Annotated in this window: 20 protein-coding genes; 17 read left to right on the top strand and 3 right to left on the bottom strand. The window is 68.9% G+C overall.

The annotated features are described in order from the left end of the window. Positions 1 to 213: 213 nt before the first annotated feature. The 13 genes from RIB45_RS01560 (at position 214) to RIB45_RS01500 (ending at position 16705) form a co-directional block, all read left to right on the top strand. Positions 214 to 639 carry a hypothetical protein gene (locus tag RIB45_RS01560; RefSeq protein ID WP_350048057.1) on the top strand — a complete coding sequence of 142 codons (426 nt, stop codon included), beginning with the start codon at positions 214 to 216 and terminating at the stop codon, positions 637 to 639. A 434-nt stretch (positions 640 to 1073) separates the two neighbouring features. Continuing rightward, the gene (locus RIB45_RS01555) at positions 1074 to 2669 is read left to right on the top strand and encodes a flagellar hook-length control protein FliK (RefSeq protein ID WP_350048055.1); all 1596 of its coding nucleotides are present in this window, start codon (positions 1074 to 1076) and stop codon (positions 2667 to 2669) included. Positions 2670 to 2681: 12 nt separating this feature from the next. After that, complete coding sequence (locus RIB45_RS01550) at positions 2682 to 3359, top strand: flagellar hook assembly protein FlgD (RefSeq protein ID WP_350048053.1); 678 nt, start codon at positions 2682 to 2684, stop codon at positions 3357 to 3359. Positions 3360 to 3422: 63 nt separating this feature from the next. Further along, positions 3423 to 4919 (top strand): flagellar hook protein FlgE, encoded by a 1497-nt coding sequence (locus RIB45_RS01545; protein WP_350048051.1) that lies wholly within the window; start codon positions 3423 to 3425, stop codon positions 4917 to 4919. Positions 4920 to 5698: 779 nt separating this feature from the next. Then, on the top strand, positions 5699 to 7351 hold the full coding sequence (fliF, locus tag RIB45_RS01540) for a flagellar basal-body MS-ring/collar protein FliF (protein WP_350048049.1): 1653 nt from the start codon (positions 5699 to 5701) through the stop codon (positions 7349 to 7351). A gap of 185 nt (positions 7352 to 7536) precedes the next feature. Next, entirely contained in the window at positions 7537 to 8553 is a 1017-nt protein-coding gene (gene fliG, locus RIB45_RS01535) for a flagellar motor switch protein FliG (RefSeq protein WP_350048047.1), read from the top strand. A gap of 52 nt (positions 8554 to 8605) precedes the next feature. Continuing rightward, a complete protein-coding gene (locus tag RIB45_RS01530; RefSeq protein WP_350048045.1) occupies positions 8606 to 9670 on the top strand; it encodes a FliH/SctL family protein in 1065 nt (354 codons plus the stop codon). A 96-nt stretch (positions 9671 to 9766) separates the two neighbouring features. Then, the gene (gene fliN / locus RIB45_RS01525; protein ID WP_350048357.1) at positions 9767 to 10111 is read left to right on the top strand and encodes a flagellar motor switch protein FliN; all 345 of its coding nucleotides are present in this window, start codon (positions 9767 to 9769) and stop codon (positions 10109 to 10111) included. A gap of 64 nt (positions 10112 to 10175) precedes the next feature. After that, positions 10176 to 11009, top strand: coding sequence for a motility protein A (locus RIB45_RS01520; protein ID WP_350048043.1), 834 nt, complete (start codon positions 10176 to 10178; stop codon positions 11007 to 11009). 19 nt (positions 11010 to 11028) lie between these two features. Beyond that, the gene (gene flbD / locus RIB45_RS01515; RefSeq protein ID WP_350048041.1) at positions 11029 to 12426 is read left to right on the top strand and encodes a sigma-54-dependent transcriptional regulator FlbD; all 1398 of its coding nucleotides are present in this window, start codon (positions 11029 to 11031) and stop codon (positions 12424 to 12426) included. A 98-nt stretch (positions 12427 to 12524) separates the two neighbouring features. After that, a complete protein-coding gene (gene flhA, locus RIB45_RS01510; RefSeq protein WP_350048039.1) occupies positions 12525 to 14672 on the top strand; it encodes a flagellar biosynthesis protein FlhA in 2148 nt (715 codons plus the stop codon). A gap of 66 nt (positions 14673 to 14738) precedes the next feature. Then, positions 14739 to 15929, top strand: coding sequence for a flagellar biosynthesis protein FlhF (locus RIB45_RS01505; RefSeq protein ID WP_350048037.1), 1191 nt, complete (start codon positions 14739 to 14741; stop codon positions 15927 to 15929). Then, positions 15926 to 16705: a MinD/ParA family protein gene (locus RIB45_RS01500; protein WP_350048035.1), complete on the top strand. Its 780-nt coding sequence runs from the start codon at positions 15926 to 15928 to the stop codon at positions 16703 to 16705. The genes RIB45_RS01505 and RIB45_RS01500 overlap by 4 nt, the downstream gene beginning before the upstream one ends. A gap of 63 nt (positions 16706 to 16768) precedes the next feature. Here RIB45_RS01500 and RIB45_RS01495 read toward each other — a convergent pair whose 3' ends face one another. From RIB45_RS01495 to RIB45_RS01485, 3 genes are read right to left on the bottom strand one after another with little or no spacing between them, the layout of a single operon-like run. Continuing rightward, the gene (locus RIB45_RS01495; RefSeq protein ID WP_350048033.1) at positions 16769 to 18283 is read right to left on the bottom strand and encodes a hypothetical protein; all 1515 of its coding nucleotides are present in this window, start codon (positions 18281 to 18283) and stop codon (positions 16769 to 16771) included. Then, the gene (locus tag RIB45_RS01490) at positions 18261 to 19064 is read right to left on the bottom strand and encodes a hypothetical protein (protein WP_350048031.1); all 804 of its coding nucleotides are present in this window, start codon (positions 19062 to 19064) and stop codon (positions 18261 to 18263) included. The genes RIB45_RS01495 and RIB45_RS01490 overlap by 23 nt, the downstream gene beginning before the upstream one ends. Further along, on the bottom strand, positions 19042 to 19809 hold the full coding sequence (locus RIB45_RS01485; RefSeq protein ID WP_350048029.1) for a hypothetical protein: 768 nt from the start codon (positions 19807 to 19809) through the stop codon (positions 19042 to 19044). The genes RIB45_RS01490 and RIB45_RS01485 overlap by 23 nt, the downstream gene beginning before the upstream one ends. A gap of 294 nt (positions 19810 to 20103) precedes the next feature. On the opposite strand from RIB45_RS01485, the gene RIB45_RS01480 reads away from it, so the two are divergent. The 4 genes from RIB45_RS01480 to RIB45_RS01465 all read left to right on the top strand — a co-directional run. Continuing rightward, the gene (locus tag RIB45_RS01480; protein WP_350048027.1) at positions 20104 to 21714 is read left to right on the top strand and encodes a hypothetical protein; all 1611 of its coding nucleotides are present in this window, start codon (positions 20104 to 20106) and stop codon (positions 21712 to 21714) included. Continuing rightward, positions 21711 to 22148, top strand: a complete 438-nt coding sequence (locus RIB45_RS01475; protein ID WP_350048025.1) for a hypothetical protein — start codon at positions 21711 to 21713, stop codon at positions 22146 to 22148. The genes RIB45_RS01480 and RIB45_RS01475 overlap by 4 nt, the downstream gene beginning before the upstream one ends. Before the next feature lie 186 nt (positions 22149 to 22334). Next, a complete protein-coding gene (locus RIB45_RS01470) occupies positions 22335 to 23117 on the top strand; it encodes a GGDEF domain-containing protein (protein WP_350048023.1) in 783 nt (260 codons plus the stop codon). A 480-nt stretch (positions 23118 to 23597) separates the two neighbouring features. After that, a partial coding sequence (locus RIB45_RS01465) for a hypothetical protein (protein ID WP_350048021.1) occupies positions 23598 to 24113 on the top strand: 516 nt, incomplete at its 3' end.

Here is a 24113-nt window from a genome sequence, read left to right as displayed (position 1 = left end):
CTATAGCGCATCGCCGTCCCCTCGGGCAAACGGCGCCGTAACGCGATGTCGCTTGAATTTTTCCCGTTCGCAGGGCATATTCATCCTGTGGCGGTCTGTGAGCAGGCCGGCATCGCCCTTGGAAAGAAGGGCGTCGCGGCGGCGGTTCGGTGACTGAGCCCGCGCCCCGCCCTGCTCTAACGGTTAGGCAGAAGCTCAGACCGGAGAGGATAAATGGAAGTCAATCTCACCACCCAGGTTCCGCTGCCGCAGAGCCAGCAGAACAACCAAGGGCCGAACGCGACCAACGCGTCCGGCGCCACCCAGACCGTGCAGAACGTGCCGGATCAGGTCGTCACCGCCGCCACCAACGCGGAAGACGCCAACGTCCGGGACGACGACGCGCTGCGCCGCCAGGAGCGCGGGGCCCGGGAGACCGGCGTCGCCTCGCTCGACGATCTGCAGATCCAAGGTCTGAAGACGCGGGTCGGCTTCGATACGGACAACGATCTCGTCTATCTCGAGATCCTGACCCCCCGGACCGAGGACGTGATCCAGCGCATCCCGTCCGAGAGCCTGGTCGAGTTCCTATCGGAGCAGTTCGAGCAGATCTCCGCGCAGAATCGCGCGGCGGCCCAGCCCTTCGACCGCTCGATCTAGGCGACCGCTCGATCTAGGCGACCGCGCGCCGACGCCGCCGCGCAGAGCGCCCCTGCGCCATGCACTACGCGTCCACGCACTACGCGTCATCGCACGACGCTTCTTCTCGATCCGACCGACCCTCAGTCAGCGGAGCCTTGCTCACGCACGCTCGCCGCTGATCTGCCAACCTTGGCTGCGCCCCCCGCGTTCGCGCGCCCCGCCCTGCTCGCGCGCCCCGCTCCGCACGCCGCAGCGCCGGCGCCGGTTCCCGCCCCCTCGGGAAAAAACTGCATAGGGCGGGGTAAAAGAGTCCGGGCGCCGCCCAAGCGCCCGTGACGCGGACGCCGCACCCACCCCGGCGCGCCCGATAAATCCAGTTTTTTCAAGCCGCTACCCGTTTGGCCCGGCATTTGCTCCGCTCTCGCCGAGACCACTCGTGGGAGACCCAGGCCATGTCCGTCACCGGACTAGACAATCGGCAGGAGATGCAGACCGCGGCCACCGCGGCGGCCAAGGCCTCGAAGGCCGACGGCAAGACCGACGCGGGCGAGGACGCCAGCGCCGCGGCCGGCTCCGCCGCGCCCGACTTCGCCGCGCTCCTGCAGGGCCGCCTGGGCCGCAATATGGCGCTGACCCGCGCCGACGCGCAGTTGACCGTGCCGGAGCGCGCAGCCACGAACGACCAGGCCGCCGCAATGCGCGACGGCCGCGCCCGCGATCCGGGCTTCGACGGAACCAAGCGCGACGAACCGACCCCCGCCGCGCGGAACGAGCCGCCCCGCGAGACCGCCCGCCCGTCCCGCGACGGCGAGAGCGCCGCCCCGCGTCCGCGCGCCGAAAGCGCGGAGCGCGCCGCCGACGCGCCTGAGGCGCCCGCGAAGGAAACCGCGGCCAACGCCGCGCGCGACGCCGCCGCCCGCACCGGCGAGGCCCCCGCCGACAAGGTCGCCGCCCGCGCGCCGGTCCCCGACGCCGCCGCCAAGGTCGCCGCCGCCGAGCGCCAATCCCCCGCGGCGGATGGAAAACAGCAAACCGCGCAAACCCGCGCCGCCGGGGACCTGCCGGCCAAGGTGCAGGTGACTCAGCAACCGGCGCAACTCTCCTCGCAGCCGCAGTCGACGCTCGGCGCCGCCTCGGCCGTGGCGGCCGAAACGGCCCGCGGCGCGCAGGCGAAGGCCGACGGTCCGGCCACGCCGGAAGAGATGCTGCAAACGTTGCGCAGCGGCCAACCGGGCGCCGCCGACGCCGACGCCGCCCAGGCGGCCAACAAACCCAGCGCCGCTAATCCGGCGGCTCAGGCCGCCAAGGCGCAGGCCGCCGCAAAGGCCGCCGCGCAGCAGGCTCAGTCGCAAGGCGCCCAACCCCAGGCGGAGGCGGGCGCCGCCCAGCCGCAGGCGGCGACCCTTCCGAACGGCCGATCCGCGACGCAGCCGGGCGCGCAAGGCCTGCAGACCGCATTGGACGCCGGCGGCCGCGTCGCCGCGCTGACCGGCGCGGGCAAACCGACCGTCGCGGCCGACCCGCTCACGGGCGGCGCGGCGCTCACCGGCCAGAACAATTCGGTGAGCCAGCGCAGCGCGCCCCCGCAGGCCGCCCATATGGCGCGGCACGCGCCGACTCCGACGCCGGTCGCCGATCAGGTGGCGGTGCAAATCCAAAAAGCCGCCCAGGCGGGCGCCGACAAGATTACGGTCCAGCTGCGTCCGGCTGAACTGGGCCGGGTCGAGGTGAAGATGGAGGTGGCGCACGACGGCCGGCTGACGGCCGTGGTCACCGCCGACAAGGCGGAAACGCTCGACATGCTGCGCCAGGACGCCCGCCAGCTGCTGCAGACGCTGAACGACGCCGGTCTCAAGGCCGATCAGCAGAGCCTGAGCTTCAATCTGCGCGGCCAACAGGCCGAGGGCGGCGGCGACGGCGCCAAGAACGGCGGCGGCGGGCGCGACCGCGACGCCGACGCGAAGGCCGATCTCGGCCGAGATCCCTTCGACGATGTGGGCGAGACCGGCGGATTCACCGCCGACGGACGCCTCAACCTTCGGGTTTAAAGGACGACGATCATGGACGCTTCTGCGATCAATCCCTTCGGCGCCGGCGGAACCACCGCCAAGCAGGAAGGCGCGATCACCGGCCTCGCCGAGAATTTCGACAACTTCCTGACGATCCTGACGACGCAATTGCAGAACCAGGACCCGCTGTCGCCGATGGACACGCACGAATTCACGAACCAGTTGGTCGCCTTCGCCGACGTCGAGCAGTCCGTGCGCCAATCCGGTCAGCTTGACGACCTGATCGGCCTGAATCGGGCCAACGAGGCGATGGGCGCGGTCTCCTATATCGGACAGACCATCACCGCCGACCACAACGAGTTCAACTTCGACGGCGAAACCCCGGCGGAGCTGACCTTCACCCTGCCCGAGACCGCGGCGAGCGCTGCGCTTCAGATTTACAACGCCGCCGGCAATCTGGTCGCCGTTCAGTCGGCGCCGAAGGAATTCGGCGAGCATACCGTTACCTGGGACGGCCGATCGATCGCCGGCCAGTCGCTGCCCGCCGGCCCCTACAGCTTCCAGATCGGGGCCGTGAACGCCGACGAGAAGTCCATACAGGCCTCTTACAAGACCCGGGGCGCCGTGACCGGCGTCGACTATTCGCCCGAGGGCGCGACCCTCAAGATGGGCGAGATCGCAATCCCGTTGAGCCGCGTGCTCAGCGTCGAGGAGACCGCCGGCGGTTGACGCCGGAGCCGACGCCCCGCGACCGCAGAGCCGGCCGGGCGCCGCTGAACGGAGGATGAGAGCATGAGTATCTTCGGTGGACTGCGCTCCGGCGTGTCCGGTCTGTTCGTCCAGAGCCAGTCGATGGCGATGATTTCGGACAACATCGCCAACGTGAATACGGTCGGCTACAAGATCAATCGCCCGCAGTTCTCGACGCTGGTGACGACCAGCGGCTCGGAGACCCTGTTCTCCGCCGGCGGCGTGCAGTCAAAGGTCGCGCGCGACATTGATCAGCAGGGCCTGCTGCAGGCCTCGACGGTGGCGACCGACATCGCGATCTCCGGCGACGGCTTCTTCGCCGTGACCGATCAGGTCACCCAGAACACGACCACCGGCGATTTCGATCCGACCGGCGACATCTTCTACACCCGCGCCGGCGAGTTCCGCCCCGACAAGGACGGCAACCTCGTGAACGCGGCCGGCTTCACGCTGCTGGGCTTCGCGCGCAACTCCGCGGACACCGCCTTCAACACGACCAACGTCCTCACCGCGCTCGACGGCGTCAACGTGGCCTCACGCTCGGCGACGCCGCAGGCGACCTCGCAGGTCAGCACGTCGGCGAACCTGCAGGCCTCCACCGCGACCGCCGGCACCTTCGACATTGCGGTTCAGGTGTTCGACCGCCAGGGCGCTCAGCGCACGATGACGCTGACCTTCACCAAAGTGGATCCCGGCACGGCCGCCAACACCTGGGACGTCAGCGCGACCCTCTCAAGCGGTCAGTTCATCAACACCGACGTGTCGAACGACGACGGGACCACCGCCAGCGGCGTCGACGACGGAACGGGCGCGGACACGGCCGACGACAGCATCCTGGGAAGCGACGAAATCGCCGCCTTCATCGCCGGCGGCAGTTACGCGGCCACGGCGGACACTGCGATCGGCGCGGGCGGCACGGCGAACTTGGGCCGCGTCACCTTCAACGCCGACGGCACGCTGGCCAGCGTCACCGACGATCATGGCGGCACGGCGAACTCCGGCGTGGCGCTGACCGGCAACAACACCATGCAGGTGCTGGTCGACTATGACGGCCAGAACACCACGGCCGCCGACGCCGTCGCCATCGACATCAATCTCGGCCAGATCAACGGAGCCGACGGGCTGACCCAGTTCGAAGGCACCAGCGTCATCAACAACCTCACCCAGAACGGCAAGCAGTTCGGATCGCTGGCCAGCGTCTCGGTCAATGAGGAGGGCGTCGTGACCGCGCTGTTCGACAACGGCGAGCAGCGTCAGCTCTTCCAGGTGCCGGTGGTGACGTTCAACGCGCCGAACGCCTTGCGCCCGCAGACCGGCAACGTCTTCTCTCAGACCGACGACAGCGGGCAGCCGGTGGTGAAGGTGGCCGGCACCGGCGGCGCCGGCGCGATCTCCGGCTCCTCGCTCGAGCAGTCGACCGTCGATCTCGCCGACGAATTCACTAAGTTGATCGTCACCCAGCGCGCCTTCTCGGCCAACACGCGGATCATCACCACCGCGGACGAGATGCTGGACGAACTGGTCCGGATCAAACGGTAAGGGCTGACCAGGCCGTCTCGGAGCATCGTCGCCGCCCTCTCCCCTTTCTCTCTCCCGGCGACGTCAAACGGGACCCGTCCTTTCGGTCGGGTCCCGTTTCCTATTCGGATCAACCGCTTATCGCGGGGCCGAGTCGGATTGTAAGATTTTTCATAAAATTTTATTTATTTTCACTCTTTTTTAAGCTTTACTCCCTAAGCCTGAGCGTGCGGGACAAAGGCCGACCCCTGCACGCGGCGGCCTGATAATTGAATCGGAGGGAGACCGGATAAGAGTCTGAAAAGACTCACGGACTCGCGCGGCGGAACGAAACGGAATCTTTGCAAGGGCGACGCCGAAGTCTTGGCTTTATTGAAAATGCCGTCAACCGCCCGCCGGGCCAGTAAAGACTCTTAGAGGCATTACCGGCAAGTGGGCAATTTTTGCCGAGTTTTTTCTTCACCTTTATTAACGGTTCAGATACAGTCGCCGTCATAACCGCGGAAAACTGGCGATTCTTGGCGGAGTCAAGGGCCGGGATCGCCGGGCGGACCGCGGCTCGAACGATTAGGCGTCCCACGGCGGAAGAGGGCCGATCGGGACGCCGGCGGACGGGGCAGAAGGCTCCAGCGCCGTCAAAGACGACCGGCAGAACGCCGACCGGTGAGGAATCGGGGCCGATGGGAGGGCGCGCCGCACGCGGCGTCGACCCGGGAGCGGTCCGATTGAAGGGTCGGGATTTCGACGCCGGGTGAGCGGCGCGGACCCGACGGGGCGGTTGCAAGCGAGAGGCGGTCAGCGTGAACAATTTCATGGAGATGGTGAGAAACCTGGGGCCGGCTCGGTTGAGCGTCATCGCCGGCACCTCGGTTCTGGTGCTCGGCTTCTTCATCTTCCTCACGACACGGGTCACGACGCCCGACATGGCGCTGCTCTACGGCGAGTTGGATGAGAGCGATGCGAACCGCATCGTCGCCCAACTGACCCAGCAGGACGTCTCGTTCGAGCTGCGCCGCAACGGCGCGCAAGTCTGGGTCCCGCGCGAGCAGGTGGGCGAGTTGCGCCTGTCCATGGCCGGACAAGGGCTCGGCGGCGCGCTGGTCGGCTATGAGATCTTCGATCGCGATCAATCGCTCGGCCAGTCCAGTTTCGTGCAGGAGGTGAACCGGCTGCGCGCGCTCGAAGGAGAGTTGGCGCGCACCATCACCTCGCTCGCGCAAGTGCGCGGCGCGCGGGTCCATCTGGTTTTGCCGCGCCGCGAGCTGTTCAGCCGCGACCCGCAGGAGCCGACCGCCTCCGTCGTTCTGAAGATGCGCGGCGCCCAACGCCTCGACCGCGACCAGATCGCCGCGGTTCAGCATCTGGTCTCGACCGCCGTGCCGCGCCTGAGCCCCACTAACATCTCGATCATCGACGATCGCGGCACGCTGCTGCACGGCGGCGGCGACGAGGAGGCCGGCCCGGGCCTGGGGGCGGACACCGCAGCCGAAATGCGCTCGCACTATGAGACGCGCCTGGCCAGCCGCGTGACGGAACTGCTGGAACGCACGGTCGGCTTCGGCAAGGTTCGCGTGGAGGTTCGCGCGGACATGGACTTCAGCCAGGTCGTCGTGAACTCCGAGACGTTCGATCCAGAAGGTCAGGTGCTGCGCTCCTCCGAGGCGATAGAGGAGAACGCGCAGAGCCAGGAGGCCGGCCAGGACACCGTCACCGTCGGCAACAACCTTCCCGACGCGGGCGCGCTGGACGGCGCGGCCGGCGCAAGCGAAAGCCAGACCCGCACGGAAGAGCGCAGCAACTTCGAGATCTCGAAGACGCTCACCAACCGAGTCACCGCGCCGGGCGAAGTGCAGCGACTGTCCGTTGCGGTGTTAGTCGACGGGCTCTATCAGGAAGGCGAAGGCGGCGAGATGCAGTACGAGCCGCGTCCGGTCGAACAGATGGAGCAGCTTGAGTCTCTGGTGCGCTCCGCCGTCGGCTTCGATCCGGGCCGGGGCGACGCGCTCGAACTGGTGAACATGCAGTTCGCCGATCTGCCGGTTTCGGTGGAGGACGGGGCCGACACCTTCTTCGGCTTCACCACGGCCGACATTCGACGCATCGTCGAACTGCTGGTCCTTGGCGTGCTCGGCATCCTGATCGTCCTGCTGGTGGTCCGTCCGCTGCTGACCAAGGTCTTCGAGGCCGCGCCGGCGGCGATCGCCGGGGCCGGTGAAGAGGCCGAGACGCAGATGCTGACCGATCAGTCCGGCGGGGCGGCCCCCAGCGGCGGCCGCGGCGTGCCGGCCGCGCAGCAGGCCGGCGAAGAAGAGTTCGACTCGATGATCGACATCGCCCATATCGAAGGGCGGGTGAAGGCCTCTTCGATGAACAAGATCGGCGAGATCATCGACAAGCATCCCGAGGAGGCCGTCGCGATCCTGCGCACGTGGATGTACCAGGACGCGAACTGACCGCGCGACAGTCGGAGAGGCGCAGAGCCGTGAGGGTCGAAACCATTTCAACCATGACGCAGCGGATTGAGGCGCGCGGCGGAATCGTGGCGGTATGGACGATCGGATTTCGCGGCGACGTCGCCCCCCTCCCCGTCTCACCGGCGGCGCGGGGGCGGCGCGCGCTCTCACGGGACGGATAGCTCATGCGGGTGCGCGACGATTTTCGCAGTCTGACCGGTCCGGAGAAGGCGGCCATCATGATCCTCGCCATCGGCGAGGACAACGCGGTCAAGCTGTTCAGCCACATGGACGACGAGGAGATCAAGGAAATCTCCCAGACGATGGCCAATCTGGGTAACGTCAGCTCCAACCTGGTGGAGCGTCTGTTCGTCGAGTTCGCCGAGCAGATCTCCTCCACCGGCTCGTTGGTCGGCTCCTACGATTCGACCGAGCGTCTGCTCGCCAAGGCGCTCGATCCCGACAAGGTCGCCTCCATCATGGAGGAGATCCGGGGCCCCGCCGGCCGCACGATGTGGGACAAGCTCGCCAACGTGAACGAGGTGGTGCTGGCGAACTACCTCAAGAACGAATACCCGCAGACGGTCGCGGTGGTGCTCTCGAAGATCAAGCCGGACCACGCGAGCCGCGTGCTGGGCGCCCTGCCGGAGAGTTTCGCGATGGAGGTCATCATGCGCATGCTGCGCATGGAGGCGGTGCAAAAGGAGGTGCTCGACGACGTCGAACGCACGCTCAGGAACGAGTTCATGACCAATCTGGCGCGCACCGCACGGCGCGACAGCCACGAGATGATGGCGGACATTTTCAACAGCCTCGACCGCAACACCGAGAACCGCTTCATGACGCTGCTGGAAGAGCGCAATCGGGACTCGGCCGAGAAGATCAAGGCGCTGATGTTCACCTTCGAGGACTTGCAGAAGCTCGATCCCGGCGGCGTGCAGACGCTGCTGCGGAACGTCGACAAGGACAAGCTGGGCATCGCGCTCAAAGGCGCGTCGGAGCAGATCAAAGAGCTGTTCTTCTCCAACATGTCCGAGCGCGCGGCCAAGATCCTCAAGGAGGACATGGCCGCTATGGGCGCGGTGCGCCTGCGCGACGTCGACGAGGCGCAGATGGAGATGGTCAATCTGGCCAAGGACCTGGCCGCCAAGGGAGAGATCATCATCTCCGAAGGCGGGGCCGAGGACGAACTGATCTACTGACCCGACCGGCCGGATGCGTGCGACGCGACCGGCGGAACGAAAGCGAGACCCGGTGGCGACCAAATACAAACCCTTCCTGTTCGAGCGGCGCTTCGACGATTTCGACGAGGCCCCGGGCGCGCGCGCGCGTCCGGCGAACAGCGACGCGGCCGCGTGGGAGGGCGACGCGGCCGCGCGGGAGAGCGAGGAAGTCGAGGCCGAGGAACCGGAGGCGCCGCCTCCCCCGACTTTCTCGGAGGAAGAGCTTGAAGCCGCCAAATCGGCCGCCTACGACGAAGGGCGGCGCGAGGGGCTCGAGGCCGGACGGCAGGAGATCCAGCAGGAGATCGACGCGCAGATCGCCGATTTGCTCGAGGTCGTCTCGGAGCGCATGACGCCCCTGGCCGAGCGCCAGAAGCAGGCGCACGAGCGAGCCGGCGCCTTGATGGCGAAGATCGCCCGAGACATCTTCGAAAAGCTCATGCCGGCCTACGCCAAACGCTACGGGGACGAGGAGGTCGTGGGCCTGGTCGCGGACTCGCTTGCGAACCTGCAGGACGTCGGGCGGTTGAGCGTTCGCGTTGCGCCCGAGGCGGCGGAGCCGCTGGCGGAGCGGCTTGAGCAGACCGTCCGCCTCGCCGGGTTCGAGGGCAAGCTGTCGGTGATCGCCGATCCGTCGATGCAGAGCGGCGACGCGGCCCTCGATTGGGGCGCCGGCGGCGCCGAGCGACGCTACCGCGACATCTGGGCCGAAATCGACGAAGCCGTGGAGCGAGCGATCGGCGATCTGCAGGCCGAGGAGTCGCCTGCGGACGCCGCCGACGAAGAGACCCCTACCCAAGCGCCGCAGGATGTCTCGCCGGGCGCGTCTGCGGACGGCGAAACGGACGCAGGGACCGGCGCGCCGCCAGAAGGGTCGCCCGACGATCAGGAGGACGCCCGCCCCGCGAATCAGGCGGACGTTCGGGACGATGCTTCGGCAGAAGGGCCGGCGGAGCGTCTCGACGGCTCGACCCTGGACCCGACACGTTCCTCGGAGGCCGAGAGCGCAGGCGAAAGCGCAGGCGACGACGCGGCGCAGACCGACACGACCACACAAGACGATGCGTCGGGCCGCCCGCCCGACGATCAGCGCTGACCAGGAGGGCGCGACATGGCGGATGACGACGAGAACGGCGCGGACGAGACCGGCCAGGACGGCGGCGACCAGCAAGGCGGGGCCGACAAGGACAACTTGAACCTGAAAGAGTTCGACTCGCAGGCGCCGGCCCCGGCGGAGGATGACGGCGGCTGGGGCGGCGCGGACCCCAATCAGGGGCCGAGCGGCGCACGCGATCTCGAAGCGGTGTACGAGATCCCGGTGCAGGTGTCGGCCGTGCTGGGCAAGTCGAGCATGCAGGTGAGCAACCTGTTGAAACTGGGCCGCGGCGCGGTCGTGGAACTCGACCGCAAGGTCGGCGAAGCGATCGACATCTACGTCAACAACCGGCTGGTGGCGCGCGGGGAGGTCGTCGTCGTCGACGACAAGCTGGGCGTGACCATGACCGAAATCATCAAGTCGGATAAGTCGCCGACCTGACCCAGACCACCGGCGAGGCCGCGAACGACGCGGCCCCGCGAACAAAGAGAGCGGCGACCGGCAGATGGCGAGCGAAGCCGAAGAAGGCGGCCCCCAGCGGCCCCTGACCCAACCCTCGACGCGCACCGCGCTCGATGTGGCCACGATCGGCGGCATCATCGCCGCCTCGGGCCTCATCATGACCGCGATCGTGCTCGGCGGCTCGCCCACCGCCTTTATGGACGCGCCGTCGGTGCTGATCGTCATCGGCGGCACGTTCGGGGTGACGACGGCCTGTTTCTCGCTGAAGGATATGGCCGGAGCCGCGAAATCGGTGGCGCGCACCATCATGCGCCCGCACGACCACCCCGGCGAAGCGGCCGTTCAGATGCTGCAACTGGCGCAGATCGCCCGGCACAAGGGGGCGCTCGCGCTGCAGAACTATCTGGCCGCGCTGGAGGACAGCCCGATGCTGCACCAGGGGCTGCTGATGGTGATCGACGGCACCCCCGCTGAAGACGTCGAACGCATCATGCGCCGCGAGGTGCAAGCGATCGCCCAGCGCACGTCGCGCAGCGTGTCCATCCTGCGAAAGGCGGCTGAAATATCGCCGGCGATGGGCCTGATCGGCACGCTGGTCGGCCTGATCCAGATGCTCGGCAATCTGGACGATCCCAGCACCATCGGCCCGTCTATGGCGGTGGCGCTTCTCACCACCTTCTACGGGGCTTTGCTGGCGAACGTGGTCTTCACGCCTCTGGCCTCGAAGATGGAGCGCAACGCGGCCGAGGACATGCTGATCAACCACATGCATGTGATGGCCACCGCCTCGATCGCCCGGCAGGAGAACCCGCGCCGGTTGGAGATGCTGCTGAACACAATTCTGCCGCCGTCTGAGCGCGTGGATTATTTCGGATAAACGGGGTCGGAACAGAACGATGCGACTGCTGATTATCGGAACCCTCGAAGGGCACCTGACCGAGGCGAGCCAGATCGCGCTGAAGCGCGGCGCCAAGGTGCAGACGGTCGACGCGATCGACGACGGGCTTGAACTGTTGCGCGCCGGCAAGGGCGCGGATCTATGCCTGATCGACGTGCGCCTCAACATCGAGCGTCTGGTCAAGGCGCTGAAGTCGGAGCGCATCAGCGTTCCTGTCGTCGCCTGCGGCATCGAGGGGACCGAGGCCGAGGTCGCGGTCCACGCGATCGAAGCTGGCGCGAAGGAGTACCTGCCGCTTCCCCCCGATCCCGACATGATCGCCGCGGTGCTGGAGGCGGTGGCGGAGGAGAGCAGCACCGTCATCAGCCGCGACCCCGCGACCAAGCAGGTCCTGAAGCTCGCCGACCAGATCGCGCCGTCCGACGCCTCCGTGCTGATCACGGGCGAAAGCGGCACCGGCAAGGAGGTCATGGCGCGCTATCTTCACGCCAAGAGCAAGCGCGCGGCCAACGCCTTCGTCGCCCTCAATTGCGCGGCGATCCCGGAGAATCTTCTGGAGTCCGAGCTGTTCGGGCACGAGAAAGGCGCCTTCTCAGGCGCGGTCGCCCGGCGCATCGGAAAGTTCGAGGAAGCGCACGGCGGCACCCTGCTGCTGGACGAGGTCTCGGAAATGGACCCCCGGCTGCAGGCCAAGCTCCTGCGCGCGCTGCAGGAGCGGGAGATCGACCGCGTCGGCGGCTCTAAGCCGGTGAAGGTCGACGTCCGCATCCTGGCCACCTCCAACCGAAACCTGCAGCAATCGGTGAAGGACGGGGACTTTCGGGAAGATCTCTATTTCCGTCTCAACGTGGTCAACCTGCGCCTGCCCTCGCTGCGCGAGCGACGCGAGGACATCCCCGCCCTGGCGGAGCATTTCGCCAAAAAATACGCCGAGAGCAACGGCGCCCCCCAGCGCCCGATCGCGCCGGAGGCGATGGCGCGCCTCAAGGCCTACGACTGGCCGGGCAACGTGCGTGAGCTAGAGAACACGCTGCATCGCGCCGTGCTGCTGGCGGGGCCGGACGAGATCGGATCGGAGGCGATCCTTCTGACGGAAGGCGAGGCGTTGAACGATCAGCCGGCGGTCTTGCCGGCGTCGACGCCGCCGGACCAGCCGGCCGCCGCCGGGCGCCCTGAAGCGGCCGCGCCGGCCGACGGCGCGCTGGTCGGCAAGACGGTGGCCGAGGTCGAGCGCGCGCTGATCATCGACACGCTCGACCATTGCCTCGGCAACCGGACCCATGCGGCGAACATCCTCGGCATCTCCATTCGCACGCTGCGCAACAAGCTAAAACAGTATTCCGAAGAAGGCTTCAGCGTGCCGATGCCCGGCGAATCGGAGCATCGTAGCGCGTGAGGCGAGACCCCTTGGGTTTCAAGCGGTCTTTCGACGGCGGACGGGGTCGGCGCCGGCCGCCTTTTTACGACCCGATCGACATCGGATTGTGACGCGCCATGGCGAACAGCGAGTCTGACGAGGGACAGGGCGGGGCCGTCCGCCAGGTCGGCGGCGGCGGCGGAGCGGGCGCGGCGTACGGCCGTTTCCGCTCGGCGCTGACCAGTTCCGAAATCTGGCTGCCGATGGGGATCGTCGCGATCCTGGCCCTGCTGCTGATTCCGATGCCGACATGGCTCCTGGACATGTCGCTCGCGGTCTCGATCACCTTCTCGGTCGTCATCCTGCTCACGGTCATCTTCATCGCAAGCCCGTTGGAGCTGACCAGCTTCCCGACGATCTTGTTGATCGCGACCATGTTGCGGTTGGCGCTCAACGTGGCCTCCACCCGCCTGATCCTGTCCGAGGGCCATACCGGCACCGACGCCGCCGGACGGGTGATCGAGGCCTTCGGCGCCTTCGTCGCCGGCGGCAACTACGTTATCGGCGTCATCGTGTTCGGCATCCTGGTGATCATCAACTTCATCGTCATCACCAAGGGCGCCGGCCGCATCGCGGAAGTCGCGGCGCGCTTCACGCTGGACGCGATGCCGGGCAAGCAGATGGCGATCGACGCCGATCTCTCCTCCGGCCTGATCGACGAAGATCAGGCCCGCACCCGGCGCAAGGAGCTGGAGACCGAGAGCTCCTTCTTCGGCGCGATGGACGGCGCCTCGAAATTCGTGCGCGGCGATGCGATCGCCGGCCTGTTGATCACCTTCATCAATGTGATCGGCGGCATGATCATCGGCGTCGCCCAACGCGACATGAGCTTCGGCGACGCGGCCGAAAATTACACGCTGCTGACCATCGGGGACGGGCTGGTCAGCCAAATCCCGGCGCTGATCGTCTCCGTCGGCGCGGGCATGCTGGTGACCAAGGCGGGCGTGACCGGCCATACGGACAAGGCGGTCTTCGGTCAGCTGTCGGGCTATCCGTCCGCGATGGGCATCGCGGCCTTCCTGCTGCTGATCATGGCCGCGATCCCGGGCCTGCCGGCCTGGCCGTTCCTGATCATGGCGGCGACGGCGGCCGCGCTCGCTTTCTATGTCAGCCGCCAGGCGGCGGAGGACAAGGCGGAGGCCGAGGCCCGCGCCATTGAGGCCGATCAGGAGCAGGCGGCCGCGCCGGCGGAAGAGCCGATCTCCTCCGCCTTGCAGATGGACCTGATCCGGCTCGAACTCGGCTACGGTCTCCTGCCCTTGATCAACGCAAACACGGAGCACCGCCTGACCGACCAGATCAAGGCGCTGCGCCGCCAGATCGCCGGCGACATGGGCTTCGTGATGCCGGCGGTGCGCATCCAGGACAACCTGCAACTACCCGCCAACACCTATGTCATCCGCTTGAAGGAAATCGAATCCGGGCGCGGCGACCTGCGGCCCAACATGCTGATGTGCATGGACCCGCGCGGCCAGAAGATCAGTCTGCCCGGCGAGGCGACGACGGAGCCGACCTTCGGCCTGCCCGCCGTCTGGGTGCAGGAAAACCAGCGCGAAGAGGCGATGTTCCGCGGCTACACCGTGGTCGACAGCTCCACCGTCATCACGACCCACCTGACGGAGATCGTGAAGGACAACATGGCGGAGCTCCTCTCCTACGCCGAGACCCAAAAGCTCCTGGAAGAGATGCCGCAGTCGCAGCAGAAGTTGGTCGCCGACCTGATCCCCAGCGCCTTCTCGCTCGGCTCCGTTCAGCGGGTGCTGCAGAATCTGCTGTCCGAACGGGTCTCAATCCGCGACCTGCCGACCATCCTGGAGGGAATCGCCGAGGCCGTCGGCTACACCCGCAACATGACCCAGATCACCGAGCATGTGCGCGCGCGCCTCGCCCGGCAGATCTCGGACGCCAACACCAACGATTCCGGGGTCGTGCCGCTGGTCACGCTCTCGCCGCAGTGGGAGCAGGCCTTCGTCGAGAGCATCGTCGGCCAGGGCGACGACAAGCAGTTGGCGATGGCCCCCTCCAAGCTGCAGGACTTCATCAACAAGGTGCGCCAAACCTTCGAGCAGCAGGCCATGGCCGGCGAGACGCCCGCGTTGCTGGTCAGTCCCCAGATCCGCCCTTATGTTCGCAGCGTGATCGAGCGCTTCCGGCCGATCACGGTGGTTCTGTCGCAGAACGAGATCCACCCGAAGGCCCGCATCAAGACGGTGGCGAGCATCTGATGAGCGATCTGCGTTTGCGCTTCTGCACGCCGCGCCGCTCGGCCGCGGCCGGGACGGGTTGAGCCGATGCGCCTGAAAAGCTTCCACGCCGACAGCCTGAGCGCCGCGCTCAAACTGGTGCGCGAGACGCTGGGCGACGACGCCATTATCGTCGCCACCGAAGAGGCCGACGACGAGATGGAGCGCGGCGCCCGCGTCACCGCCGCGATCGAGGAGCGCGAAGACGAGGCCGGCGGCTGGGACGGCGGCGACCAGGACGACGCGCTGGAGCGCATCACGACCGTGCTCGAGCGTCACGGGACGCCGCGCGCGCTGACCGACGAGATCGTCCAGGCGGCCGCCGACAGCGAGGAGCTGGACGTGACGCTGGCGCTCGCCGCCGGACTTGACCGTCTGTTCGCCTTCCGCCCGGTCCCGGACGCGCCCGGCGGCCGGCCGTTGATGCTGATCGGCCCGCCGGGGGTCGGCAAGACGGTCACCTGCGCCAAGATCGCCGCCCGCCTCGCGCTCGCCTATGAGGAGCGGGGCGAGGCCGCGCCGGTCGTGCTGATCGGCGCCGACCCGATGCGCGTCGGCGCGGTGGATCAGCTGAAGGCCTACGCCGAGCGCCTGGGCGCGCGCTTCGAAGCGGCGGAGGATGCGGACGGCCTGAAGCGGATTCTTCAGGCCTGCGGGCGGGGCGAGTTGATCGTGATCGACACGCCCGGCGCCAACCCGTTCGATCTGGAAGAGCTCGCCTATCTGATCGAGCTCGCCGCCGCCGCGGATCTGGCGCCCGTCCTGCTGCTCGGCGCCGGGCGCGACGCGGAAGAAGCGGCCGACCTCGCCAAAGCCTTCCGGCCGGTCGAGCCGACGCGGCTGATCGCGACGGGCCTCGACATCGCCCATCGGCTGGGGGCGCTGCTGGCGGCGGCGGACGCGGGTCGTCTCGCCTTCGCCGACGTGAGCCGGAGCCCGCGCATCGCGGACGGGCTCAAGCCGTTGAACCCGCTGACGCTCGCCCGCCTGCTGCTGCCGGACGCCCCCGCCGCGGAGTCGGCGGCGACGACCGACGAGGACGCGGGCCAACGCGCCCCCGAGAACGAGGACGAGCGCCTCTCCGACCGCACGCACGGCCTGGAGAGGTCGCCCCGCCCGCCGGACGATTTTCCCGAGGATTTGCCCGACGGGCTGCAGGCCGCGCTGCGCGCCGCGCGCGACGAATCCCGGCGCGGACCGCGCTTCGGCCCTGCCGACGATGAGGATGACGAGCGATGACTGACGACGCCTCCAAGAAACCCGGCCGCTCAGCCAACGATCCGAGCCAGCGGATCGTCGCCGTCGCCTCGGGCAAGGGCGGCGTGGGGAAGACCTGGTTCGCGGTGACGCTGAGCCACGCGCTGGCTCGCGCCGGCAAGAAAACGCTGCTGTTCGACGGCGATCTCGGGCTCGCCAATGTCGACATTCAGCTGGGCCTGATGCCGAAGCGCGATCTCTCCACCGCGCTCGACGGCAAAGGCGTTTTGAGATCCTGCATCACTCGGCACGCGGAGGCCGGCTTCGACATCATCGCCGGGCGCTCGGGGTCGGGATCGCTCGCGAGCCTGCCGGCCCCGCGGGTGGAGCGGCTGCAGCGCGACCTGATCGCGCTGGCGGCCGATTACGACCGGGTGGTGGTCGATCTGGGCGCCGGCGTCGACCGGATCGTGCGCCAGATGGCGACGCGCACCGGGCGCGTGCTGCTGGTGGTGAACGAGGAGCCGACGTCGCTGACCGACGCCTACGCCTTCATGAAGCTGCTGTGGAGCCAACATCCGGAGGTCGACATCCGCATCGTCGTCAACGCCGCCGAGACGCCGGAGAAAGGCCGCAAGACCTACGAGACCCTCTCCAAGGCCTGCGCCAACTTCCTGAAGCGCGAGCCGCAGCTGGCCGGCGTCGTGCGCCGCGACAACCGCGTGCGCGAGGCGATCCGCGCCCAGATGCCGCTCCTCTCCCGCTCCCCCGGCTCCGACGCCGGCTCGGACGTGGAGCGGATCGCAGCGCAGTTATAACGTCGTTTCACGCACCGACCTCGTCCTCCAAGACAGGGGCCGACGCAACCGGCCGCGCCCAGCTCATCCTCGCGCCCGAAACCCGCCGGAAATCGGCCTCCGGCCGCCCGCCTGCGCGTCTTCATTCAGGGCGAACAACGGATTCGGCTCTTGCTCCTCCGCCGGCCGGCGCAGCTCGGCCTCGACCGGCTTGCGCCCGAAGCGGGCGACGGCGCGCCGGGCGGCCTCGGCCGTTTTGGGGCCGAGGTCGCCGTCGACCCTCAGCCGCTCAACGCGCGGCGTCGGCTCATCCTCGCACGGATCGCGCAGGCGCCGTCGATCCGGCTTCGGCTGAGCCGCGGCGCGCCCCGTCATCCGGTTCAGCCCGGCCTGCAGCCGGCGCACCGCCTCCATCGGCCCGGCCGATTTCGCCTGCCGCCCGACCGCCGCCAGCGTCCCGCTGAGCGCGTCGGCCAGCGGCTCGCCCTCGACCGTGCGGGGCGGCGTGACGGCGGCGGGCGGGTCGATCTTGAAGGCGGGCTCGACCATCCGGCCGGTCCCGTCGCGGCGGACGGGCGCATCGCCGTAGTGGAGCCCGTGCCAGCGCGCGACCGCGTCGCGCCGCCGGGTCCGCTCGCCCTCTTCGCCGGTCCAGTAGGCGTCGCTGCGCAGCACGGCGCGCATCTCGCCCTCGGTCCAGTCAGCGGGCTGCTTGAGCAGGATCGTCTCCGCCCGCGGCGGACCCTCCGCCGGCAAGTCCAACGCCCGCGCCCAGGCGTCGCGCCAGGGCTCGGCGTCGGCCTCCGCGGCGCGCGGGACGGCCGACGGGCCGGCGTCCGCCCCGGTCGCGGCAACAGCGGCGTCATGCCGGGGGCTTCCCGCGGCGTCAGCCCCGCGTGGCGCGGCGCCCGCGCGCGAGCCGTCGTCGGGCGCGCGTCCGGGCGTCCCTTCGGCGTCGGACGGTTTGCCGCGCGACGGCGCCGACGGCCCCCGATAGTCGGGCGAACCGCCCGGCCCGCCGCGGATCGGATCGGGCTCGCCGTCCGAAAAGACGGCGTCCAACCCGGCGCCGATCACGTCGCCGATCGCATCGCCGATCGCGTCGATGGAGCCGTCGCCGCGATCCGCGCTCGACGGCTCCTCCGTGCCCAGATGCCACCCGGCCGCATCATCGCCGAACGCGCGGCCGAGATTCTCGAGGGTGAAGGTGTCGGACGGAAGCTCGCTCTGCTCAAAAACCGTCTTGTGATACCCAGCGATCGTATCGGGCTTGAGGCCGATGTTGTTCTCGGCTTCCATGCTTTTCCTTCGCGCCTCGGCGTCCGCGTTTGCTATCTTGCGGCGTATGTCCTCTATCTCGGCGTCCGTGATGTTTCGGCCGTGCTGCCGACGATAGTAGTTCGCCAAACGCTCATTGGCCGCACGCCCTTCGGGCGTGCTGTTGGTCGCCACGCCGTGCGCCAACTTCGCGTAGGGATCATGCTCGGCTATCAAGGCCCAGTAGCCGGCGACATCGCCGCGATCGATCAGTTGGCGACCGCGCGCCAGAACATCGGCGTAATCGGGCCGGGCGGGGTCATTCCGGGGTGTCGGCGGCATAGATTGGCTCCTTGCAGTAGTTGAAGGTTAGAGGCTGGTTGTCGGGATCGGGTCTGAACCAGCGGCAGACCAAGTCCACCGTTCGGGAAAGCAGGCTTCGCATTTCGTCTCGATGAACGGCTGAGAAGTGAACATTTAGCGAGACGTTCTGAACAAGAGGAACGCTCGCACTGCAGTAGCTCCGGCCGGAGAGCTTACTCGGGAGTGTGCAAAGCATACCGATGCGCGCGCTGCCGTCGGTTACTTTCCAAAGCCGGGACTCTAACCATGGACAGACAGTAAATCCGGTCGGTGCATCGACGGTGCAGGGGCCGGTAGGCTCAAATTCAAAATGAGAACTCACAGGCCGGTCAAAGGTTATGGAGGTCAGAGCGATCTTGACCTTTTGGTCGTAGGCCGCGTCGCTCAACAGCCCCTCCTCGTCCAGCGGATCTTCCCGGTAGGGGGCTAGATCCGGCCATTTGGCGTAGATCACGGTCAGGGCGTCGACCTCTTTGGAGGTCGGTCGATGGTCGCGCACATAGGGCAGATAGGCCTTGGGGATCGCGAAGGTGCGCCCCCGGATCGTGTGCTCGACCGGGGTCGTCTCCCCGGTGAAGGCCTGAGGGTAGTGGGGCAGGAAGCCGCCGGGCTCGCCCCGCCAGCCGGCCGGCGTCGCCGACAGCGCCGCCCAGAACAGCAGCACCCCGCCCGCCGCGCACGACGGCAGAGCGAGGGCGATCGCGACGAGCGCCCGAAGCGCCCGACGGCCCGCGCCCCTATCCCAACGGGTCGAGGGCATGGCCCCTCTCCGTGCAGTGGTTGAAGGTTAGGGGGCGGGCCTCGGGATCGGGCGCATACCAGTCGCAAATCAGGTCGGCGACGTGGAGGAAAAGCCGCAAAGCCTCAGGCAGACGGGTGTGGTTGAACGTTACATTTAGAGAAACGTTCTGGATCAGGGGCGCACGCACTTTGCACAGAGAACGCGTGCTGAAGTTCGTGTCGCCGCAATAGACGCCGATCTTCCAGCCGTTCAGGTCTTCGATCCAAATCGGGAACCCGAACGAGCTGTTCGGACATTTTTGCATGCCGGTCGTCTCATCGGGGACGCAGGCGTCGCCATGCTCCAGCGCGCGTTCGTAATAGACGGACACCGGCCGATTGTAGACGATGGAGGAGAGCGTGATCGCCACATAGCGGCGCGCTTCGTCGACCGTCAGGACGCGGCCGTTTCCCTCGTACGGGTCGGCGTCGTAGGGCGTCAGGCCCGGCAGTTCCGCCCAGATCTGCACCCGCGCGTGACGGTCCGCCGACGAGGGCCGATGCTCGTCCGTGAAGGGCAGATAGGCCTTCGGGATCTGGAAGGTGCGCCCGCGGATGGTGTGCGCCACCGGGGTCATGTCCCCGGTAAAGAGCCGCGGCGGCTGCAGGACGAACGGGCCCCAATAGCCCTCCTCCTTCAACAGCGGCGAAAAGACCCAGGCGAGCAGCGCAAGCAGGCCGCCCGCCCCCAATCCGAGCATCGCCAACCGGCGCCGCCGCGTCATCCTTTCGCTCCTCGGTCATTCATCGCGTTTCAACTCGTTAAAATTACACTAACCATTTAAAACACGCTTTCGTAACTCTACCGCTAAGATAGTCCCGACTGTAAAGCGAAAAGTCCTTTTATTCTATTCAATAATAGAACAAAACGCACCCTCCCCTCACGCGCGCGTCTGCGGTACAGTGTCTGCGGTACACTGATTGCATCGAAGGCGCGTCGGCGGGCGCGGCGCAGAAGCGCATCGGCGCCTTTACCCGACGGCGATGGACGGCCGGAGAACCGGCCGGGAGGCGAGCCGATGACTGCACAGATCCCTCCAGGCGGGGCCGGCGGCGGCGACGCCGCGGCGGCGAAGCAGACCGGCGGGCGGGCGCTCAGCCTGACCCCGCATCTGATCCGGCAATTCGCGGCCGGCGGCGCGATGCAGGGCCGCGTCACCGCGACCGGCGGCGAAGGCCGCCTGCAGATCGCGACGCCGCACGGCATGCTGACCCTCCAGACCGGCTCCGCCCTGCCGCCCGGCACGCCGGTCACGCTTCAAATGACGAGCCTCGGCCCGCCCGCGCAGCTTGCGATCACGCCGCAGGCGCCTTCGGGTCAGCCGGCGGCGCAAGCCCCGCTCGGCGGCCAGACCTTGAGCGCGACCCTCGCCGCCCCGCCCGGCCCGCCGCCAGCCGGCCAGCAGGCGGCTCAACCAGCCGGACGACACGCGGCGCCGGCGGCGCAAGCGCAAACCGGCGCATCCGCGCCGGCGCCCGGCGCGTCCGGCGCCTCGGTGCTGACGACGCTCAGCGTCGGCGCGACGCTGCAAGGCGCGGTGACGGCGGCCGGCGCGCAGGCGCTGCAGCCCGGCGCGCCGGCGCCGACGCCGGCTGCGCTGCAGGCCGCGCTCGCCGGCGGGCAGCCGTTGCCGCAGGGCGCGGGCCTGTCGCTGAAGCTGATCGCGCTCACCCCGCAGGGCCAGACCCCGCCGCCGCCCGCCAGCCTGTCGGCGACCAGCCCGCTGTTGAGCGGCGTCGTCACCGGCCAGAGCACAGCCGGCCAAACCCTGGTCGCGACCAGCGCCGGGACGATCGCCCTGAACACCGGCGCGGGCGCGCCGCCGGCGGGCACGCAGCTCAGCCTCGAGCTCGCCGGGCCGCCGCGCCCGCCCGGTCCCGGCGTGAGCGCGCCCTTCCTCGGGGCCAACGCCCCCGGGCGTTTCGCGGGGTTGGACGAAGCGCTGGCGCTGTTGGGCCGGTTGAGCGCGGGCGGCGGGGAGGGCGCCTCCCCGCAGGCTGCGGCCGGCCAACAGGCCCTGCAAAGCCTGCAGGCGATGATCCCTCAGCCCGGCGCGCAAAGCGGCGTGCAGATGGGAACGGCGATGCTGTTCTTCCTCTCCGCGCTGCGCGGCGGCGGCTTTGAGCGCCTGGTGGGCGAGACCCGCGCCCAGTCGATCGAGCGCCTGCAACGCGGCCTGGGCGAGCGGCTGGAGGGCGACCTGCGCGGCGCGGCGGCGAGCCGCGCGCGCGATTCCGGCGGGGGCGAGTGGCGGGCCTATTCGCTGCCGCTGCTGAACGACGGGGAGTTGGAGCGCATCCGTCTCTACCTGCGCGACCGCAAGGAGGCCGAGGGCGAGGAGGCTGGCGACGCCCCCCAAGCCAAGGCGACGCGGTTCGTGGTGGAGGCGCATTTCTCCCGCCTCGGCCCGTTCCAGTTCGACGGTCTGGTGCGCGAGAAGACCTTGGATCTGATGGTCCGCACGCAGAAGCCGCTGGAGGCCGCCGACCGCGAGGCGATGCGCGGGCTTTTCGCCGATCAGATCAGCGCGCTCGGCTACGGCGGGTCCATCGCCTTCCAGCAGGTGAAGGCCTTCGACCTGCATCTGGCGGAGGACGCCGCCGGCGACTCCGGCGGGGTGACGGTATGAGCGACAAGGCCCCCGCCGATCTCTCCGCCCCCGATCTCTCCGCGGCGGCGGCCGAAGCCGCCAAGGCCGAAGCCGCGCGCCGTCCGATCGAAACGCTCGAGAACCCGCAACCCCGGATCGACTATCTGGTGCGCCTTGAGGGCGAAGCCGCCGGCGGGGCGGCTCTGGTCACGCTGATGTTCGTGCCCGACAAGCGGATCGTACAGGCCGACGGTTTTTCCGCCTATCTCGGGCGGCTATCCGATTTTGGCGCCGAGACGCAAAGCCTGCCGGAGCGTCTGGCGCTTCGCATCCTGGCGGATCTGAACGACGAGTTGGTGCCGCGCTGGGTGCAGATCATCGTGACGATCTCGGCCGGCCATCAGGTGCTGGTGGAGGATCGCCAGCCGAAGTGGGACAACAAATCGCTGCTGGTGCGCGCCGGCGGCTTCTAGGCCGGATTTGCCTCCCGCGGCCGGCGGCGACCGGCAAGCTCTTCCCTCCCCCGTGCGACCGGCGCGGCCGAAACGCCCGAATCGGGCCGATTCGCCGTACTGGCACGGCGTTTGATTCATCTCCCATGACAATGAGCGCGGGCGCCGCCCAAGGCCGCCCCGATCCGTGCAGGGAGTGCGCAGACGATGAGCCGACCGATTCCCCACCGCGCCGACCAGGGTCCCGAGGGCCGGGGCCCAGATGCGGCCGAGACGCTGGCCGACGAGCTGCTGGCCCGCCTAGGGGCCGAACGCGGCGCGAGCGAGCCGCCGGGCGAGAGCTACCGCCGGCTGCTGCGCGAGGCGTTGAGCGCGGCGGCCGAGGCGCGCGGCGAACTGCTGCAGGAACGGCGCGAGGCCGAGCGGCTGCGCCGGCTCACTGTGACGGACGCGCAGACCGGCGTCCTGAACCGCCGCGGCTTCGAACAGGCGCTGGAGCGTGCGCTCGCCCGCCTGCAGCGCACCGGCGAGACGGGTCTGCTGCTCGTCGTCGACCTCGACAACTTCAAGCAGATCAACGACGCCCACGGCCACGCCGCCGGCGATCTGGCGCTGGCGGCCGTCGCCTCGCTGCTCTCGCGCCATACGCGCGCCACGGACGCCGTCGCGCGGCTCGGCGGCGACGAATTCGCGGTCGTACTCGGCGGGACGGACGAGACGGCCGGCCGCCTCAAGGCCGCCCGGCTGGAGGCTCTGCTGAACGCTCTCACGCTGACGTGGCGCGGCGCGACGATCGCGCTCAGCGCCTCGGTCGGGGCGGTCAGCTATGGCGGCGAGGATCTGGCCGACGAGGTGGTGCACCGCGCCGACCTCGATATGTACCAGAAGAAGCGCCTCACCGCCGCCGCCAGCCGCGAGGCCGCCAACGCCGAGCCGGCCGCGGCCGCCCGGCGCGACGCCATCCTGCTGGACGCGCCCGCCCGCGGCTGAGCGCGCCGCCCCTCCGTCGCCGGCGGTCGGCGCCGCCCGCTCTTCGCCCCCCGAAACCCAGCCCCCCTGCGCAGGCGGGGCTCCCTGCCTGAGGCCGCGACGCCGAGCGCCCGCCGGGGGCGCGAGGCGCCTAATTATGCGCTCAAGGCTTCATCCTGAGGAGGCCGCCGGAGGCGGCCGTCTCGAAGGACGAGGCCGCGGCCGAGGGGCGCTTCTCCCCTTAACCCAACAGCCATAGGTTCTGACCGGGGCTATCAGGCGGCTCCCACGACCGCGAATGGAACGCCGGCCGACGACCCCGCTCGCGTCAGCGGTCGCACAAGTTGCAGTCAAAGGCCGGGCGGAAAGCGCTGATATCGGATTTTTCACCTATTTTATTATCTTTATATAAAACATCTCGACTCTCCCGCATAAGTCGCACTTTAGTTTCCGTCGCTCGCGCGGCCGGGCGTCCTGACTGAGCCTTGAGAAGGAGTTTCGATGTCATTCGCCGAATACACCGTCTTCGGCGGCGATCCGCTGGCGGTGATCGAGCGGCGGCGCCGCTCCCCGCTGGGGTTGAGCGGCGCGGTCGGCGCCGCCGCCGCCGCCGACGACGACGACGCCACCGACGATGAGGAGAGAGAGGACGGCGCCCCGTCCGCAGAGGGGGAGGGGCGGCGCGCGCCGCGCCGGGCGGCGCCGGCGCGCAAGACCGGCGTCCGGCCGCCGGAGAACGACCGCGAAGACCTCGTCCGCGTGCGCCGCGCGCTGCAGGAGTCGACGGCGCCCGGCGCCGATCTGGCGTTCGGCCGGACGGTCGGCGGACCGGACGACGGCGCGCTTGGCGCCGCGCCCGTGCTTGCCCAGAGCGCGGCCCGCGCGCTGCGCCGCTTCCAGGCCGCCGCCGGCCTGAAAGTCGACGGGCTCGCGCGGCCCGGCGGGCCGACCGACGCCGCGCTCGACAACCGCCGCCGGCGCGTCTGGCGCTTGGCCGCGCAAGGCCGCCGGCCGGAG

Source organism: Marivibrio sp. (assembly GCF_040218065.1).
Taxonomy (GTDB): domain Bacteria; phylum Pseudomonadota; class Alphaproteobacteria; order UBA8366; family Aestuariispiraceae; genus Marivibrio.
The sequence above is the reverse complement of the archived record's forward strand: the minus strand, read 5'-3'. Positions and strand labels throughout refer to the sequence as shown.